Genomic DNA, 15,974 nt, shown 5'->3' on the forward strand with positions numbered 1-15,974 from the left:
AAAGGAGGGTCGTTCGTTATGGTTCGTTATCCTTATCCAATGCTTGAAAGACCTATGGTCTTCTCTGTAACTAAAAATAAGGTTAGAACCTCTCTTGTAAGTGAATGGGTACAAACTTTACCTTGTACGAGAGCGATTGATTGGGGAAAGATCGATGTTGCATTTCTTGGCATTCCTGTAGTTAGCTTGCACAACATGTTCACTTCCTCGTATAACCTTATATGTAACTATCGAAAAGCATGGCGGGATGTCAAGACGTACCATCTTGAGAAAGATATCTTTTTGGAAGACCTTCGCTTTGCTGATTTAGGTAATGTAAGACAGCCAAACGGAAATCAAGTGAGTAAGATTATAGAGAAAGTCATGTATGAAATGAGAAGTCATCATTCTCATATTCTACCGGTGTGTGTGGGAGTCGAGAAAAGTGTCGATGGATCATTACTTGAGGGGTTAAAGAGATCTGATTCGGAGAAAAAAATAGGTGTTTTACAATATAGTAATAACCTAGATAAAGAACTGATTAAATCTCTAGCATGTTCAGAGGGCATAGAGAGCATGCATGTTATTGGTATACATGGATTTACAAATTGCAAATCGACTATGGAAGAAGCTCTTCAGGCTGGTATGACATATACCCCTTTACCAGAGATGCGTAAAAAAGGGGTTATACGAACAACAAAAGAAGTCATTGAGGTGATGAGTAATCAAGTTGATATGATCTACGTCACAGTAAATATGAACGTCTTCGACGTGTTATCTCAGTCAATGGGCTCAATGATGTTTACCGAACTGATCGAATCAGTCTATCTTGCTGGACTTGCCTCAAAAACAGTATGTTTCACAATTGTTTATGATGAAGAGACATTGGAAATAGAAGAGGCGGTTAACCAAGGTGTGTACGTCATGCTGAATTTTTTATCTGGATTATGTGAGCGCAAAAGAAAGGATGACTATTAAAGCATATGTTCTGATATTTGACGTTCTACTAAATACTCAATGAAATCTCTTTCACTTTCGGAGAGATCGCGGTCAAGTTTTTCTTCAAATTCAAGTACTAATTCTTTGTATCTTCTTTCAGAAAGTGATGCAAGCATGATAAATGAATCCTTCATGACCCTTCCCCCTTTAATTAAATAAATAATGGCAAAAAGCCCCTTATAATATACTTTCGAAATGTGAAAATAGTTTTGTGGGTATGTTTGCTGAATATTATAAAAATTTAATTTTGTACATGAAAACGTCTCATGAGCTTAAACTAAAATCAACCAAAAGGAGGTAACGAGAAAAGAAAAGCGCAAGTAACAGCACCAAACTTAGAAGAGTAGAAAGGTATTCTTTTCATTTTCTAAATTATTCTCCATAATCTATTCGGCAGGGCTTTGAACAATGGCTGTATAGAAATGGATAGAATTAAAGAGAAGCTTACTTATTGGATCACTAGAGAAAAAATAATGGAGGATGCGCAATGCCTGTCATTTATCTGGAAACATTTATTGAAGCTCCAATTGAAACGTGTTTTGATCTTGCTAGAGATATCGATATTCATATGAAAAGTACAAAAGAAACAAACGAAAAAGCGATCGGTGGAGTTACAAGCGGGTTATTAGAGGTTGGAGATTTTGTAACTTGGGAGGCTACACATTTAGGAGTGAAGCAAACGTTGACTGCTCAAGTGACTGCGATGAATAGACCAGATTGGTTTATTGATGAAATGGTAGCAGGAGCTTTTCATTCATTTGTACATACTCATAGGTTTGAAGAAATGGACGGAGTAACCTTGATGATTGACCAATTTATTTATAAAGCTCCTTTTGGAATTGCCGGTACAATTGCGAATGTAATCTTTTTAAAGCGATATATGCATCGTTTTCTTCATAAGAGGGCTACTACATTAAAGGCTATCGCTGAAGAAAATTGAATAGCACTTGCTCCTCCCGGCAATACTCTTAACGTTTAATGGGGAGGACGATAACGATGAAAATATTGAGTAGTTTAGGCTTACTGTTGTTTTTAACTTACATAGGTCTTGGAATGACAATCATAACTGCTGCTGTCCTCCATTATCCTCTAGGGGAGCTACTCCCCAATTATAATAGGTATTTACCTGTGGTTATTCATTACGGACATATAGAGATAAGCATAGAGAGAAATGGAGAAGAAGGTGTGCTGTACTTTCTGATAAGGAAATTAGGACATTTCTTCATGTATAGTTTTGCATCATTCCTCTTAATGGCGCTCATACGTATGAGATCACGTATGTTCAAAGTCGTCGTGGTAGTAGCCAGTATCTATGCACTTGCTGTAATTGACGAAATGGTACAAGCCTTCATTCCGGAAAGAAGTTCACTGCTAATGGATGTCTTTGTTGATGGAGCTGGAGGGTTTTTTGGAGTTGCTTTATATCTTTTTCTATCATTCGTATTTAATAAAAACAACATCTTAACTATGAAAGGAAAAGTAGTGGGCTGAAGAAACTTTTATAGTAAAAAAGAACCTATAAGGATGCTTCTTATAGGTATTTTTGTGTTATTTATGTAAGATTTGTCATTTTTGCCATTCTAAATGTCGAAATTATGCTAAAGTGTTGTAAAAGGAAAAACTATTTTCCGACAAATTACTTAGGGGGAAAAGGGATTTGAAATTTTTCACTTCACTTTTAGTTGGTATTTTAGCACTGTCTTTGTCGGTCCAACATGTTCAGGCAGCAGAGGACCAAGTTTCTGTGAGACTAGTAAACTTTATCAAGAACAAAACAGAAGTTTCTTTTAACGTGAATGGTAGCTACCACGTAGATGGTAGTGATATCGACATTCAAAGTAAAGATGATCATCAGTTCAAAGTAAAAGCTGAATCTGGCGATGTCGTTCTTTACAAAGAAAACTCAAAGATTGGAAATTTCGGCGATAGCATGAAGTTGGTTCCTACCATTACAGGTGCGAAAGATAGTTACATAGAATTAGGGGATAAAAGCTATCTAGGTGCAATTGAGATGACGGTAGAAGGAAACTACATCCGACCAATTAACACATTGCCTATGGAGGACTATCTTAAGGGTGTCGTTCCAAGTGAGATGTTGCCTTATTGGGGAGATCATGGTGGTCAAGAAGCATTGAAAGCACAGGCGGTTGCAGCACGAACTTTTGCTAAGGTAGATATGATTAATCAAGAAAAAGATTCAGAAAAATACCCTTTTACTGATAGTACAATGAGTCAAGTATATAAAGGGATGGATTGGTATTCTACAACGAACCGTGCAGTTGATGAGACTACTGGAAAAGTTTTGAAATCCTCTAATGGCAATGGAAATTATATCGGAGCCTATTATTCTTCCACAAATGGAGGAAGAGTCTTATCTAATAAAAATGCATGGGGTAGTGACTTGGTTTCTTATCTTCAAGGAAAAGCAGATCCATATGATGAGAGAATTGACACTCCTTACGATAATTGGAAATATACATTAGGTAAAGAGCAGATCGATACATCTAAATTGGATTTAACAAAGCCAGAATCTTGGTGGAATAATATCTCTGAATTAGATACGGATGCTAAAGAAATCCAAAACATCAAAAATAGACTCGTTAGCAAATATGGCTTCGATTCTAAAGATGAGATTAAAATCACAAAAATAAAAGACATAGCATTTACTCTACCACCATTTGAATCTGATGATGTTTTAAAAGGAAGTCTATCATTTAGTTATTTCGTTAAAAAACCTAACGGATTTGTGATGGAGAATGGAGAAATAAAAGAACATAACGAGGAAATTAAGGATACCTCTTACAACATACGTTTTATGATTGGTACTTCTATTATGAGAGGGCCTTATGTTAAGAAGGTCGATGAAAAAGCCGATTCTTTCACGGTGCACGGTAGCGGATTTGGTCATGGCATCGGAATGAGTCAATACGGTGCATATCAGCAGTCGAAAGAAGGTCGTAGTTACGATCAAATTCTTGATTTCTACTACTCAGGTACAGGGCTAGTTCAAGAGGGCACTGTGGTATCAAGTAAAAGACTGTCTGGTTTGGATCGCTATGGGACGAGTGTTGCTGTTTCTCAATTCGGTTGGGCAAACCAATCAGATATTGCAGTTATCGGTCGTGGAGATGTAGCAATCGATGCACTTACAGGAAGTGTATTAGCGAAAAAATACAATGCACCTTTACTATTAACACCATCTACTAACATGGATGAACGTGTAGAAGAAGAGCTAAACCGTTTAAAGCCTCAAAAGGTTTATATTCTTGGCGGAACTGGTGCTGTTTCTTCAAGTATTGAAGAAGCTTTGAAGAAGAAATCTTATGTGCAGGATGTTGAACGAGTTAGCGGAAAAGATCGCTACGAAACAGCCGTTGAAGTTGCAGAGGAAGTAGGAAACTATAATCAAGCTATTCTAGCTTCTGGAAGTGATTCTTCACCTGATGCACTTTCAATTGCTTCATACGCAGCAGCTTCACAGATTCCAATCTTATTAACACCTGAGAATAAGTTAAGTGATTCAACTGAAAACTACCTTCATACAGTCAATGTGAAAAAAGCGACATTGATCGGAGGAAAGGGTGTTATTTCAAACGCGATTGAAGAAAATATGAATCAGAGTGGTCTAACTGTTAGCCGCGTATCTGGAAAAGATCGTTATGAAACAAGTGTTGAAATCGCTAAAACATATGATTTCGCAGCATCAAACGTGTTCTTTGCTAACGGTGATGTATTTATCGATGCGTTACCAGGTTCATCATTAGCTGCAGCAATGCAAGCTCCTGTTCTTCTAACACAGAATGAAAAATTACCAAAATCAGTAGAAGAATATTTAAGGAAGGATAGCCATTCAACAAATGTCTATCTTCTGGGTGGAAAAGGCGCTATCTCTAATCAATCAGTTGAAACGATACAAAAAAGCTTAAATTAATGTGCAACCCACTTTCCTAAAAGGAAGTGGGTTTTCACTAGAAAACAAAAGTGTAAAACTTTTATTTCTGTGTTATGCTTTTTAGAAGGTATTTGTTAACAATCTTGCTAATCTACAGTAATCAGGGAAACTAATACATTATAGTCTCACCTCTAAGGATGTGATTCAATGCACGATAAACAGGAAATAGAAATTCTATGTGATGCGTTAAGAACCTATTGGAGACAGCATCCTGAAAAAAAGCTAGGTCAGTTGTTATCAGATTTATATGATGAGCATAGCAAAGACAAGTCTTTTCATGATACTGGTGATGATGAGTGGTTGCATTGGATGCTCGAGAACAGCAAACACCAGCATCGTATCGAAAAGAAGTATCGGTATGAAGCTCAGATCAGCGATCTTGAGAAGCACATTCGTCCTGAATTAATCGAAGTGATCAGACGTTTTTCTAAATAAGAAGATAATCAAAGAGCCGCTCTCCAAATGGAGAGCGGCTCTTAATTTCCTTATAATCAAAAGGGGGGATTAAAGGGATTACTTAATGTTTCGGGATTACGGCAATCTAGATGGGGGTAGTCGAAAGGAAAATTTTACAGGCATATTGAATTGAGCGAATGATAACTTATGCTAAGCTAAACGTGTAATACATAGAGAAAAGGAGAGGATAGTATGACGATTAGATTTGGTATCATGGGTACTGCTAATATTGCTCGGAAAGCGTTGATTCCCGCAATGAGAAGATCGAAAAACGTTCAAGTAGTGAGCGTTGCTAGCGGAAGTGGTAAAGCAAAAGCATTTTCCGAAGAAATGGAAATCGGAAGCTATCATGATAGCTATGAAGCGATGCTTGAAGATGAGACGATCGACGCAGTTTATATTCCTCTTCCCAATACTCTTCATAAAAAGTGGACAATAGAAGCAGCAAGAAAAGGTAAGCATGTGTTATGTGAAAAGCCTGCGGCAATCACTGTTGAAGATGCTGAGGAAATGGTGCAAGTCTGTGAAGAAAATGGCGTTTGTTTTATGGAAGCATTTATGTACCAGTTTCATCCTCAGCACAATAAAGTAAGAGATGTTATCGCTTCTGGAGAAATTGGCGAAGTTAAGCATATGCGCTCGACGTTTTCTTTTTACCTCGGTGATCGACCTGAAAATATTAGGCTGAATAAAGAGCTTGGTGGAGGAAGTATATGGGATGTTGGCTGTTACTGTATACATTCATCTCGCCTTATTCTTGGAAGTGAGCCGATGAGAGTATTTGCTGAAGGGAATGTTCCTGCAAACCTTGGGGTGGATTTGTCTGCAAATGGTATCTTAACATTTCCAAATGGTGTTACCGCATCATTTGATTGTAGCTTTGAGCGCCAAATGAACAACGTCTATGAAGTATTTGGTACAAAAGGAAGCATTAAAGTTCCATTCGCTTATCGTCCTGATGCACCAAATGCTGAAGGGTTGATTGAAGTTATGGATAGCTCTGGAGAAATAAGACATGAAAGAATCGATGGGGACCAGTACACGTTGATGGTGGAGCACTTCGCAGATAGCGTAAAGAATTGTAAATCCCCTTCATATTCAGGTGAGTTGACCGTAAATAATTTGAAGGTTATTGAGGCATCATACGCTTCACTTGAAAAAAGAAGTCCAGTTGCAATCAGCTAAATGGAAAAGCACACATGGTCCATTATGACCTAGTGTGCTTTTCTAATAGTTCTTTCGTTCCGCTTGAAAATGATGCTGAACTTGATACGCTCTTGATCCTGTCCTCTTCAGGTGCAGATCCTTCACCGACCCAATGAAATGTGATGTCTTGTAATTTCTTCTCACGTGCTGTTACTGCCATGATCATGTCTCCACTGCTGTCTCCAAAAACGAACACTTCATTAATCTCTTCATCTGAGATTTCTTGGATTATCCACTCAGCACCAATTTTCTTCGAAAGATCTGGATGAATGACATCAACTCCGTAAGTAGATACGACGGTTTTGTTCCCGGATTCTTCAGAAATCGCTTCGATGTTAGAGGCATACTCTTTTAGCGCCTTCCTTGTATTTTGTAAGTGTTCTCGATCACCAGGTTCCCCGTGAACTGCTTCAACCGTCCCCATGGACTCTTTAGTGTGATCCCACTCGATAAGGTCATTAAATTCCGGTTGCTTGCTTACATCATACAACGATGCCTTCACATCATCAGCAACAACAAAATTATCGTCCAGTTTCCACGTCGAGATGTCTGTACCTCGTCCTTTGATTGCACCATGCTCTGCTACACAATAGAGTGAAGACCAGTCGAGTTCCTTATTGAAGAGTGGAAACAAATTTTCTGAAAGCCATTCCCGAGACCGGCCAGTAATGAATGAAAGGATATGACCGTCTTTTGCTACATCCTCGACTAGCTTAACTGCATCATGGTCTGGTCTTGCATTTTCATCGGTCAAAACCCCATCAACGTCGAACATATAAAATGCCATTTTTAGCACGCTCCTTGTCTCAAATATACTCTTTAGTATAGCTTCAATCCTAAAAGTAGAGCAAATAAATAACCTGACGCAATGAGCGTCAGGTTACGTGTGTTATGCGATTACTTCAGTTTTTGCTTCCGGTGTGTGGTCTTGAGAATCAGGTACTCTATCGTGATCACTCATTAGAACGATACCACCTACACTAGCGACTAACAGCATGTTAATGATAAACTTTTTCATAATAATTTTCTTCCCTTCTAATTCATAATTTTTTTTCTAGCATCATTGGCTAGTCTAAAGTAAAAGCTGGCGCTTTTATATTGACCACTATTAAAATAGTAATCTGCCAGCATTTCTCCATAATCTGATACGTGAATCCAATAGTTCTTTTCTTCAAAGTAACTAACAGCGTCCTTAAGCAATTCTTCGTGGTTGTTACTATCATCACCAAGCTTTAATCTTAGTAGCTGAAAATGATAGATGTACTCAAGGTATTCTGTTTTTGTTACTAACTTCATTCCTTCATCAATCCAATGACGTGCTAAGTCAAAATCATTTATCTTATAATACTCTGAAGCAATTAAAAACATCGTTTTAGAGGAATCTTCAATCTCATGCTCTTCGTTGTTCTGAAGTCCAGACTGATAGTACCGTAATGCTTTTTCAGAATCATTCTGAAAAGAAAATACATAGCCGAGATCATGATAAATAATACTTTTAAGCCTCTTATCATTAAATGATTCGGCATATTTTAACGCATTTTGGAAATGATGCTCAGCTTCTCCATAATTTAGTATAACGCGATTGTTTACACCGAGTAAAATCTCAGTGTCAGCAGCTCGCTTGAAGTTATACTCTTTATTAAAGAGGTCGAGACATCTAGTAGCCAGATTATTCGATAGTGTAATTTGGCTAATTCTGTTGTGAACAAGTGCTTGCTGATAGTAAAACTCAGCTAATTCAGCATTATTCGTCTTCATGGAAATAAGGAGCTTGTGAGCCTTAGTGTACTGTTCATTCGCTTCTTTAAATTTGCCATTTTGATAATAATATAGTCCAAGGAAATAGTAGTAGAAGTACTCAAGATTTTCAGACAGTCTTTCTTGAACATGATAGAGCCTCTCTAAAATATCGTTCGCCTTATCAGCTTCTTTGAAGAGGATGTGATACCTAAAGGTGAGAAGGAGGTATTTTGTTAACATGTCTGGATCTTCTACTCCATCAATCTCTTCTTCGATGCGCTTTTTAATTAATGTTACTTCATCAAAATTACGAAGGCGCATCTCCTTGTACCAGGTATCTAGATCTTCGTGCAGCCTATTGATCTTATCTTCATCGTCTACCTGTTCCAAAGAGACTCCCAATTCCTTACATAAATGCTCGACTAATTCCTCACTCGGCTGAGCTAGACCATGTTCAATCTTGCTTAGGTAAGGGATCGAACAGATTCCCGAGGCAAGCTGTTCTTGTGTGATTCCTTTCATTTGCCTGAAATACCGGATTTTTGCCCCAATCATGAGATGCTTCCTTTCTCCTAGAACTATTCTATTACAGTTTACTAAATATTTTAATAAATGAAAATAGATTTAAGGTTGGGAAATATAGAAAGAAAAACGGTGATAAATGTCTCATTTTGCAATCATGTTTCCCAATGTTTTATTGTGCAAAGATTTTGATAGTATGCTATATATAAACTATAACATAGAAAAGGAGGTTAAATATGGAAGACAGATTAAAGAACATGGAAACTCTTGTCGCAAGTTTGATTCAAATCATTGGCTCGTTAAGAAAAGAACAAAGTTTATTAGAAGCTAGATACTCTCAACTTCAATCCTCTTATGACGCTCTTCTTTGCGAAATTTCATCCTACAATCCTTCTATTGATTCGCCCCTCACTCCTCATCATTCAGAACAAACTCCATTATGTGACATTTAAACTATTTATCGTAAAACTCTTTCAATTCTATCTCAATTTCCTTATTCTAGTACTACTATACATTAGGGGGAAAAGAATTGAAGGCAGTTTGCAAATTAACCATTACGTTTTTCATTTTCAGTTTTTTTATCATATTTATTCCTCATGTAAATGCTGAAGAAACTGTGAAAATAATTGTGAAGTACAACGAATCAGACGAAGTGGTAAGAACTCAATCTAGCAATATAAGCAACTTTGATGTGATTGAAACAACTATGTCAGATAAGAACAGTGTTATTAAAGAGCTTGAAAACTCTCCTAATGTTGAATATGTAGAAGAAGATGCCCCTGTATATTTAATGAGTTCGGGTACTACGAATGATCCTGAATTCAAAAAGCAAGAAGGTTATTTATCTGAGTTATCAACAACCGATGGGTGGAATACATACGAACCGGCCGATGAGATAGTGGTAGCCGTTCTTGATACTGGTGTCGATCTCGACCATCCAGACTTAAAAGAAAATCTCGTTAAAGGCATTAACCTCCATTCTAAAGGCACTAGCCCTCAAGACACCGATGGCCATGGTACTCATGTTGCGGGGCTCATAGGTGCAGCTACCGATAATAATATAGGAATCGCTTCTATTTCTAGAGGTCTAAAGATAATGCCCATAAAGGTAATGAATGGAAACGTAGGGCAAATGTCTACGGTCGTTGAGGGGATTGAATACGCGATTAATCATGGTGTAGATATTATCAACTTAAGTCTTGGATCATATAACAATTTAAAGTCTATGAGTGATGTGATCGATAAAGCTTCGGAAAATGGAGTCTTAGTGGTGGCAGCTGCCGGCAATGATAATCTAAATAAAGTGATTTATCCTGCAGCGTATGAATCTACTATTGCAGTAGGATCTACTAAGACAGGTACTGATGAGAAAGGTGATTTCTCAAATTTCAGTAAGGATGTTGATATCAATACGCCCGGTACAGACATCTATAGTACATGGGTGGATGGTTACAATTATTCTACCGGTACAAGTATGTCTTCAGCTATCGTAAGTTCTGCAGCAGGAATGGTCATGCAACATGCGCGTTTCTTGGAGGCAGAACAGGTAGCTGATATTCTTATTTCAAGTGCGAATCCAATTGAAGATTTGAACGAACTCGGAGCCGGAAGACTTAATGTATTAGGAGCAGTTAATAGTATTAAAAAGAGAAACCGATTGTATGGTGAAAATTCTGTAGAAACAGCAATCGCTGTCTCACAGAAAGGATGGCCAGAGCTAATTGAAAAAGAAGTTGTTTTGGATGGCGATAAGATTAAAGGCAAGTTTGCTATTATGGCGAGTGGATTAACGTTCCCGGACAGTCTGGCAGCTTCACCATTGTCCACCTATCTTGATGCACCGATTCTTTTACAACAAAGGAATACTCTTTCTGATGCAAATACGGCAGAGTTAGAACGTCTCGGTGTCACACATGTTGTGATTGTTGGAGGAAATGGAGCAGTTTCAAATAGAATTGAAGAACAATTAGTAGAGAAAGAAATAAACACAATCCGATTATCAGGGAAAGATCGTTATGAAACCTCCGTTGCAATTAATGATGCAATCCCTTTTGCAACTAATAAAGCAATGATTGCATCTGGGGAGAATTTCCCAGATGCCCTCTCAATTGCTCCTTATGCAGGTAAGATGCACACACCGGTCTTATTTGTACAAAAAAACAAAGTTCCAACTGGAGTGGCTTCTTATTTGAGAGATAACAATATCGCTGAATCGTATATAATCGGTGGTGAAGGTGTTATTAAAGATAGTACGGTTCAATCTTTAGGTATTCCTTCTTCTAGGATCAGTGGCAAAGATCGGTATGAAACAAATTACCGGGTAATTAAAAGGTTTAGTGACTCTAATTTAGAACACATCTACATTGCGACTGGAACTAATTTTCCAGATGCTCTTGTAGGAGGGGCACTTGCTGCAAAAAAACACAGTCCGATAATGCTAACTCATCCAAACAAAATACTTCCGGGAGTAGCAGAAGAACTAACTTATTTAAAGAATAGAGGAGCACGACAATACAACATCTTAGGAGGTTATGGCGCGATTTCTGTTGAATTAGCATGGGGATTAGATCATAAGTTTCTTTACTAGCTTCGATTTATTTCGAGGCTTTTTTTATTGATAAAAAATTGTTTTATAGAAACTATTAAACAAATTGTTATATTATTTAAAATTCTTGTAATTTTATACAGTTTTTTGTTGACGGTTTGTAACCTAAGCAGTAAACTGAAAATACAGAAATTTTGTAAATTTTCGGCGAGGAGGGTCGGATGAAGAGGGATTTATAAATTAACTTAGGGGGAAATTTATACATGACATTCAAGAACAAAGTTCTTTCCGTCGTTGCAGGGGCATCCTTGATTGCCTCATCTTTTGCGAGCGTCGGATTCAATCCGGAAGTTGCTGATGCAGCATTACAAGAGACGAAGAAATTTAAGGCTCCTATTTCTCAAGAGATCTCTGCTCTGGCAATTAGTGGTCAGGAATCTCAAGAACTAATCGTTGTTACAAAAGGGAAGAAAGACATTAGTTCGCAGTTGAAAAAGTTGGGCGTTAAAGTAAAGGACAACCATAAGAACTATGTTTACTTAACAGAAATGCCAACTTCTAAAGTTATGGACGTTTATAATCTGGCAGAAGTAGCGTCACTTGGTAAAAACGGTACAGTGGAATTAGAAGAGAAGTTTGATGATACTGATATCAAACCCGTTAATGAACCATCAGGAGAAGTGGATGGTCCACAAACTGAGGAAACCCATGATGCGACAGGAGTAGACGAATTCCATAATAAATATGATGGCACTGGAGTTAGAGTAGGAATTATCGATTCTGGTCCAGACCCAGGTCACGAAGCATTTACTGCAACGTTAAAAGATGGCTATTACGGAAAGTCGAAGATCGTAGGGGTACGCGATTATACGATTGGAGATCAGACTTATGACCGTGGAGTTATTCTAGCTGAAGGTGACGTTGTATTTGATCAAACCTTCGATGAGGGCGATTCTTTCACTGCTGATGATCATACATATGGAACAGCAGGTATCGATGCTTCTGATGATGAATACCATTTTGGAATGCTAGCACCAGACTTCAACGCCGGTGACTTGAATGCTGATGGAGAAGTAACTGAGGATAATAATGCAGATGTAAAAGGTAACGATGCTGACGCATTCGGTGTATTGATGGTTGATGATAAAGTTTACATCGACAAAGATAATGATAAAGATTTCTCTGATGAAATTCCATACAAAAATAACCAGGCTGGTACATTCGATGTAAATCCAGATGATGAACTCGTTGGAGCAAACTTCCGTGTTAACTCCCTAGATGCTAAAAACCAGTTCGCAAACATTTTCTTCGATGTTAATGGACACGGAACGCACGTTTCTGGTATTACGGCAGCGAATGGTCCTGCACGATCAAATGAGACTGGGGCAGTAGCCAAAGATGGTGTAGCGCCAGGGGCTGAACTTGTTGGTCTTAAAGTATTTAAGGCTGAAGGTGGCGCTTCCAGCTACAGTATTATGAATGCAATGGTTGATGCTGCACTTCCTGAATCTCAAGGTGGTTTTGACGTAGATGTTGTGAATATGAGCCTTGGTTCATTACCTGACTTGAACGATGGTACGGATTCGGATGATCAGCTAGCTAACATTCTTTCTGAAGAGTTCGGTACGATCTTCTCAATGTCTGCTGGAAACTCTGGACCTGGAGCAGATACTGTTGGTTCCCCAGGAACAAGTACAGCATCTGTTTCAGTAGGTGCACATATTGATGAAACGATGTGGGCAACAGAATATGGTGCATATCCATATGGCAAAAATTCTGATGGATCTCCTAAAGAGGGGGAAGGACTTTGGTACTTCTCTTCTAACGGTCCACGTGAAGACGGTATGCAAAAGCCTGATATCGTAGCTCCTGGTGCTGCTTATGCTTCTTATCCGGCGCAAATGGGTAATTATGCAGTACTTCAAGGTACGAGTATGTCAGCACCTTACGTAGCTGGTGCTTTAGCACTATTAAAACAGGCATCACTGAAAGATCGTGTGCCATTTGATTACGAAACAGCTCGCGAAGCGTTAATTCAAACAGCTAAACCACTTGAGGGTTACACTCGTACGCAACAAGGTGCTGGTCTAATCGATGTGCCTGCGGCATTCGAGTATTTGAAGAAAAACTTCGTAGATGAGTTGAAAGAAGTTAATGTGAAAGTCTACCACGGTGAGAAAGTTTCCGGTGGTGCAGGCCTTTACGTAAGAAATCAAGAAGTTCCTGAAAAGGTTGACGTTTTAATCGAGAACCCAACTGATGAGAAGAAGACACTTTCTATCACTCCATCTGAGAGTTGGTTTACTCCTTCTAAAAAGTCAATCACGCTAGAAGCAGGAAAGAGTGAAGCAATCACAGTAACTTATGATAAATCTCAGCTTAAGGTTGGTAGAAATGAAGGAACGTTAGTTATTGATGATGCATCTACAAGCTATGTAGAAGCTAGATCTCACCAAACAATCATAATGGGTGAAGAGTTCACTTCAGATAATAAATACCGCTTTAGTGATGAGAACAAAGTACAAGCTTCTCAAACAAAGCACTATTACTTTGATGTGAAGCCTGGAATGGAAGAACTTCGCTTTGCTCTTGAAGCACTACAAGAAAATGACGAATATCAGGGACGCGTTCGTATGATCGTCTTTGATCCTAATGGTACAGAAGTAAGTGCATTCCAAGGTTATGCTGGATATGATGGCTTAAAAGTTGAAGAAAACGTCTTTGAAAGTCCTAAACCTGGTGTATGGGAAGTAGCTGTATACGGATCATTTGCACCTAAAGAAGGCAAAGAAATGAACAAGTTCAACTTTGAAGCATTTGTTCAAGGTGTAGTGAAATCTCCAGGTCAAATCGATCTTGGACAAACACCTGCTGGATTTGAAACAACGAAAGAAGTTATGTTTGAAAACTTCATGTCTACTTCTAAGAAAGTAAAAGTGGAAACAGGAGACTTCAGTAAGGCAGAAACAACGAAAGAAAATGTTGAAGTTCCATTACAAGGTTACTATACTCAAAGCCTTAACCTTGAAAACAATATCTCTTTAGAAGTGGTAACGTCTAATCCAAATAATCCGTTGGACGATGTTGATTTAGAGTTCTACAAGGTTACGGAAGATGGTCCTAAGATGGTGGCTAGCTCAGGATCGGCTTCATCAGATGAAGGTGTAAAACTTAATAACCTTGAAGATGGACAATATATTGTAGCAGTTTACGGTTACTCTACTGCTGAAGGTGGCGACACTGCAGTTGATTTAGCAATCACTGAACAAAAAGTAACAAGCCCAGGTGTCAAAGGTGAAGGCGAACTAAAAGCAACAGATAAAACATTTGATCTTGGAGTAGGGAAATCATTTAAAACAGATGTGAAGATCACAGCACCTGATAGCTCTGGTGATTACACAGCTGGTGTATTCTTAAAAGATGCGAAGACAGGTGATGTACTCTCAATCCTCCCGGTTACTGTAGATGGTGGAGTAGTTGATGTGATCAAAGGTAAAGACCGTGAAGGCACAGCTGTTGCTACTTCAAAAGAAATGTATCCAAATGGATTTGGAGAAAAGGATAGCAAAACAGTTGTCATCACAACTGGCTATGACTTCCCAGATGCGCTGTCTGTAGGACCTCTAGCATCTGCATATGGTGCTCCAATCCTACTTGCAGGACCTAATGGAAAGCTTTCTGATCAAGTGAAAGTTGAAATCTCTCGTCTAGGTGCAGAAAATGCAATCATCGTCGGCGGAACTGGTGTTGTTTCTGATGACGTAGTTGTTCAACTTGCTGAACTTGGAATGAGTGCGAAGAATGTGGATCGTCTATCTGGTAAGAGTCGTTTCGATACAAATCTCGAGATTGTAGAACATCTACAAAGTGAGCTCGAGTTTGCTGGTAATGGCGTCTTCCTTGCAACTGGCATGACTTATGCAGATGCTCTAAGTGCTGCAAGTGTTGCTGGTGAAAATGGAATGCCGATCGTACTAACTGATGGTAAGAAGTTAACGAAAGAAGCAAAAGAAATTCTTGCTGGTGAGACCGTATATGTTCTAGGAGGAACAGGTGCTATCTCGGATGATGTCTTCAAAGAAGTTGAAGAGATTGCTCTTGATACGGAACGCTTAAAAGGTAAGAACCGATATGGAACTCTTGCAGCAATTCAATCGATGTTTGCTGATGCTACTGATACTCTTTATGTAGCTAGTGGGCAAACATTCCCTGATGCTCTTGCTTCAGCTCCTTTGGTAACAATGAATAATGGAACAATGATCCTAGTACAGAAAGACGATGTACCAGGTGAAGTTGAGTCATTCTTAACGAAGTATCTCTACACGAACGACATAACGTCTGTAAAGGTACTAGGTGGAAATGGTGCTGTTAGTGAGATGACGAAAGATGAGCTTCAAAAGCTAGTAAAGTAATAAAGGTATAAAAACAAAGGTGCCACCGATTATTAATCGGTGGCACCTTTGTTTTCGACGCTTTTAAACAAAGGCAAACAATTTTCGATATTTTGTTTATTTTGTGGGGGTCTCTCTATATAATTGAAAATAGGTACTAGAAAATGTAATCAATTAAGGATAA

At 38.5% G+C, this 15,974-nt stretch carries 13 protein-coding genes; 9 read left to right on the forward strand and 4 right to left on the reverse strand.

The window, feature by feature from the left end; all coding sequences use genetic code 11:
• Positions 1-18 precede the first annotated feature (18 nt).
• A complete protein-coding gene (locus SJY16_RS03355; protein WP_377887668.1) occupies positions 19-957 on the forward strand; it encodes an arginase family protein in 939 nt (312 codons plus the stop codon).
• Here the strand turns inward: SJY16_RS03355 and SJY16_RS03360 are convergent.
• Positions 954-1,112 carry a hypothetical protein gene (locus SJY16_RS03360; RefSeq protein ID WP_377887669.1) on the reverse strand — a complete coding sequence of 53 codons (159 nt, stop codon included), beginning with the start codon at positions 1,110-1,112 and terminating at the stop codon, positions 954-956. The two genes, SJY16_RS03355 and SJY16_RS03360, sit on opposite strands and share 4 nt — an antisense overlap.
• A gap of 353 nt (positions 1,113-1,465) precedes the next feature.
• Here SJY16_RS03360 and SJY16_RS03365 point away from each other — a divergent pair, with 353 nt between their 5' ends.
• From SJY16_RS03365 to SJY16_RS03385, 5 genes are all read left to right on the forward strand, one after another.
• Positions 1,466-1,918: an SRPBCC family protein gene (locus tag SJY16_RS03365; RefSeq protein WP_377887670.1), complete on the forward strand. Its 453-nt coding sequence runs from the start codon at positions 1,466-1,468 to the stop codon at positions 1,916-1,918.
• A 56-nt stretch (positions 1,919-1,974) separates the two neighbouring features.
• Positions 1,975-2,469 carry a VanZ family protein gene (locus SJY16_RS03370; protein WP_377887671.1) on the forward strand — a complete coding sequence of 165 codons (495 nt, stop codon included), beginning with the start codon at positions 1,975-1,977 and terminating at the stop codon, positions 2,467-2,469.
• A gap of 166 nt (positions 2,470-2,635) precedes the next feature.
• Entirely contained in the window at positions 2,636-4,909 is a 2,274-nt protein-coding gene (locus SJY16_RS03375) for a cell wall-binding repeat-containing protein (RefSeq protein WP_377887672.1), read from the forward strand.
• 168 nt (positions 4,910-5,077) lie between these two features.
• Entirely contained in the window at positions 5,078-5,365 is a 288-nt protein-coding gene (locus SJY16_RS03380; RefSeq protein ID WP_377887673.1) for a hypothetical protein, read from the forward strand.
• A 213-nt stretch (positions 5,366-5,578) separates the two neighbouring features.
• Positions 5,579-6,571 carry a Gfo/Idh/MocA family protein gene (locus SJY16_RS03385; RefSeq protein ID WP_377887674.1) on the forward strand — a complete coding sequence of 331 codons (993 nt, stop codon included), beginning with the start codon at positions 5,579-5,581 and terminating at the stop codon, positions 6,569-6,571.
• A gap of 22 nt (positions 6,572-6,593) precedes the next feature.
• On the opposite strand, the gene SJY16_RS03390 is transcribed toward SJY16_RS03385, so the two are convergent.
• From SJY16_RS03390 to SJY16_RS03400, 3 genes are all read right to left on the reverse strand, one after another.
• The gene (locus SJY16_RS03390) at positions 6,594-7,379 is read right to left on the reverse strand and encodes an HAD-IIB family hydrolase (RefSeq protein ID WP_377887675.1); all 786 of its coding nucleotides are present in this window, start codon (positions 7,377-7,379) and stop codon (positions 6,594-6,596) included.
• A 102-nt stretch (positions 7,380-7,481) separates the two neighbouring features.
• Positions 7,482-7,610 carry a hypothetical protein gene (locus SJY16_RS03395; protein WP_377887677.1) on the reverse strand — a complete coding sequence of 43 codons (129 nt, stop codon included), beginning with the start codon at positions 7,608-7,610 and terminating at the stop codon, positions 7,482-7,484.
• 17 nt (positions 7,611-7,627) lie between these two features.
• Positions 7,628-8,887 carry a tetratricopeptide repeat protein gene (locus SJY16_RS03400; RefSeq protein WP_377887678.1) on the reverse strand — a complete coding sequence of 420 codons (1,260 nt, stop codon included), beginning with the start codon at positions 8,885-8,887 and terminating at the stop codon, positions 7,628-7,630.
• 203 nt (positions 8,888-9,090) lie between these two features.
• Here SJY16_RS03400 and SJY16_RS03405 point away from each other — a divergent pair, with 203 nt between their 5' ends.
• The 3 genes from SJY16_RS03405 (at position 9,091) to SJY16_RS03415 (ending at position 15,811) form a co-directional block, all read left to right on the forward strand.
• A complete protein-coding gene (locus SJY16_RS03405; RefSeq protein ID WP_377887679.1) occupies positions 9,091-9,306 on the forward strand; it encodes a hypothetical protein in 216 nt (71 codons plus the stop codon).
• Between the two features lie 77 nt (positions 9,307-9,383).
• Complete coding sequence (locus SJY16_RS03410; protein WP_377887680.1) at positions 9,384-11,441, forward strand: cell wall-binding repeat-containing protein; 2,058 nt, start codon at positions 9,384-9,386, stop codon at positions 11,439-11,441.
• Positions 11,442-11,662: 221 nt separating this feature from the next.
• Positions 11,663-15,811, forward strand: coding sequence for a cell wall-binding repeat-containing protein (locus tag SJY16_RS03415; RefSeq protein ID WP_377887681.1), 4,149 nt, complete (start codon positions 11,663-11,665; stop codon positions 15,809-15,811).
• The last annotated feature ends 163 nt before the right edge of the window (positions 15,812-15,974 follow it).

It is taken from the genome of Alkalihalobacillus sp. R86527 (assembly GCF_042466185.1).
In the GTDB taxonomy this organism is placed as follows: Bacteria; Bacillota; Bacilli; order Bacillales; family Guptibacillaceae; genus Guptibacillus.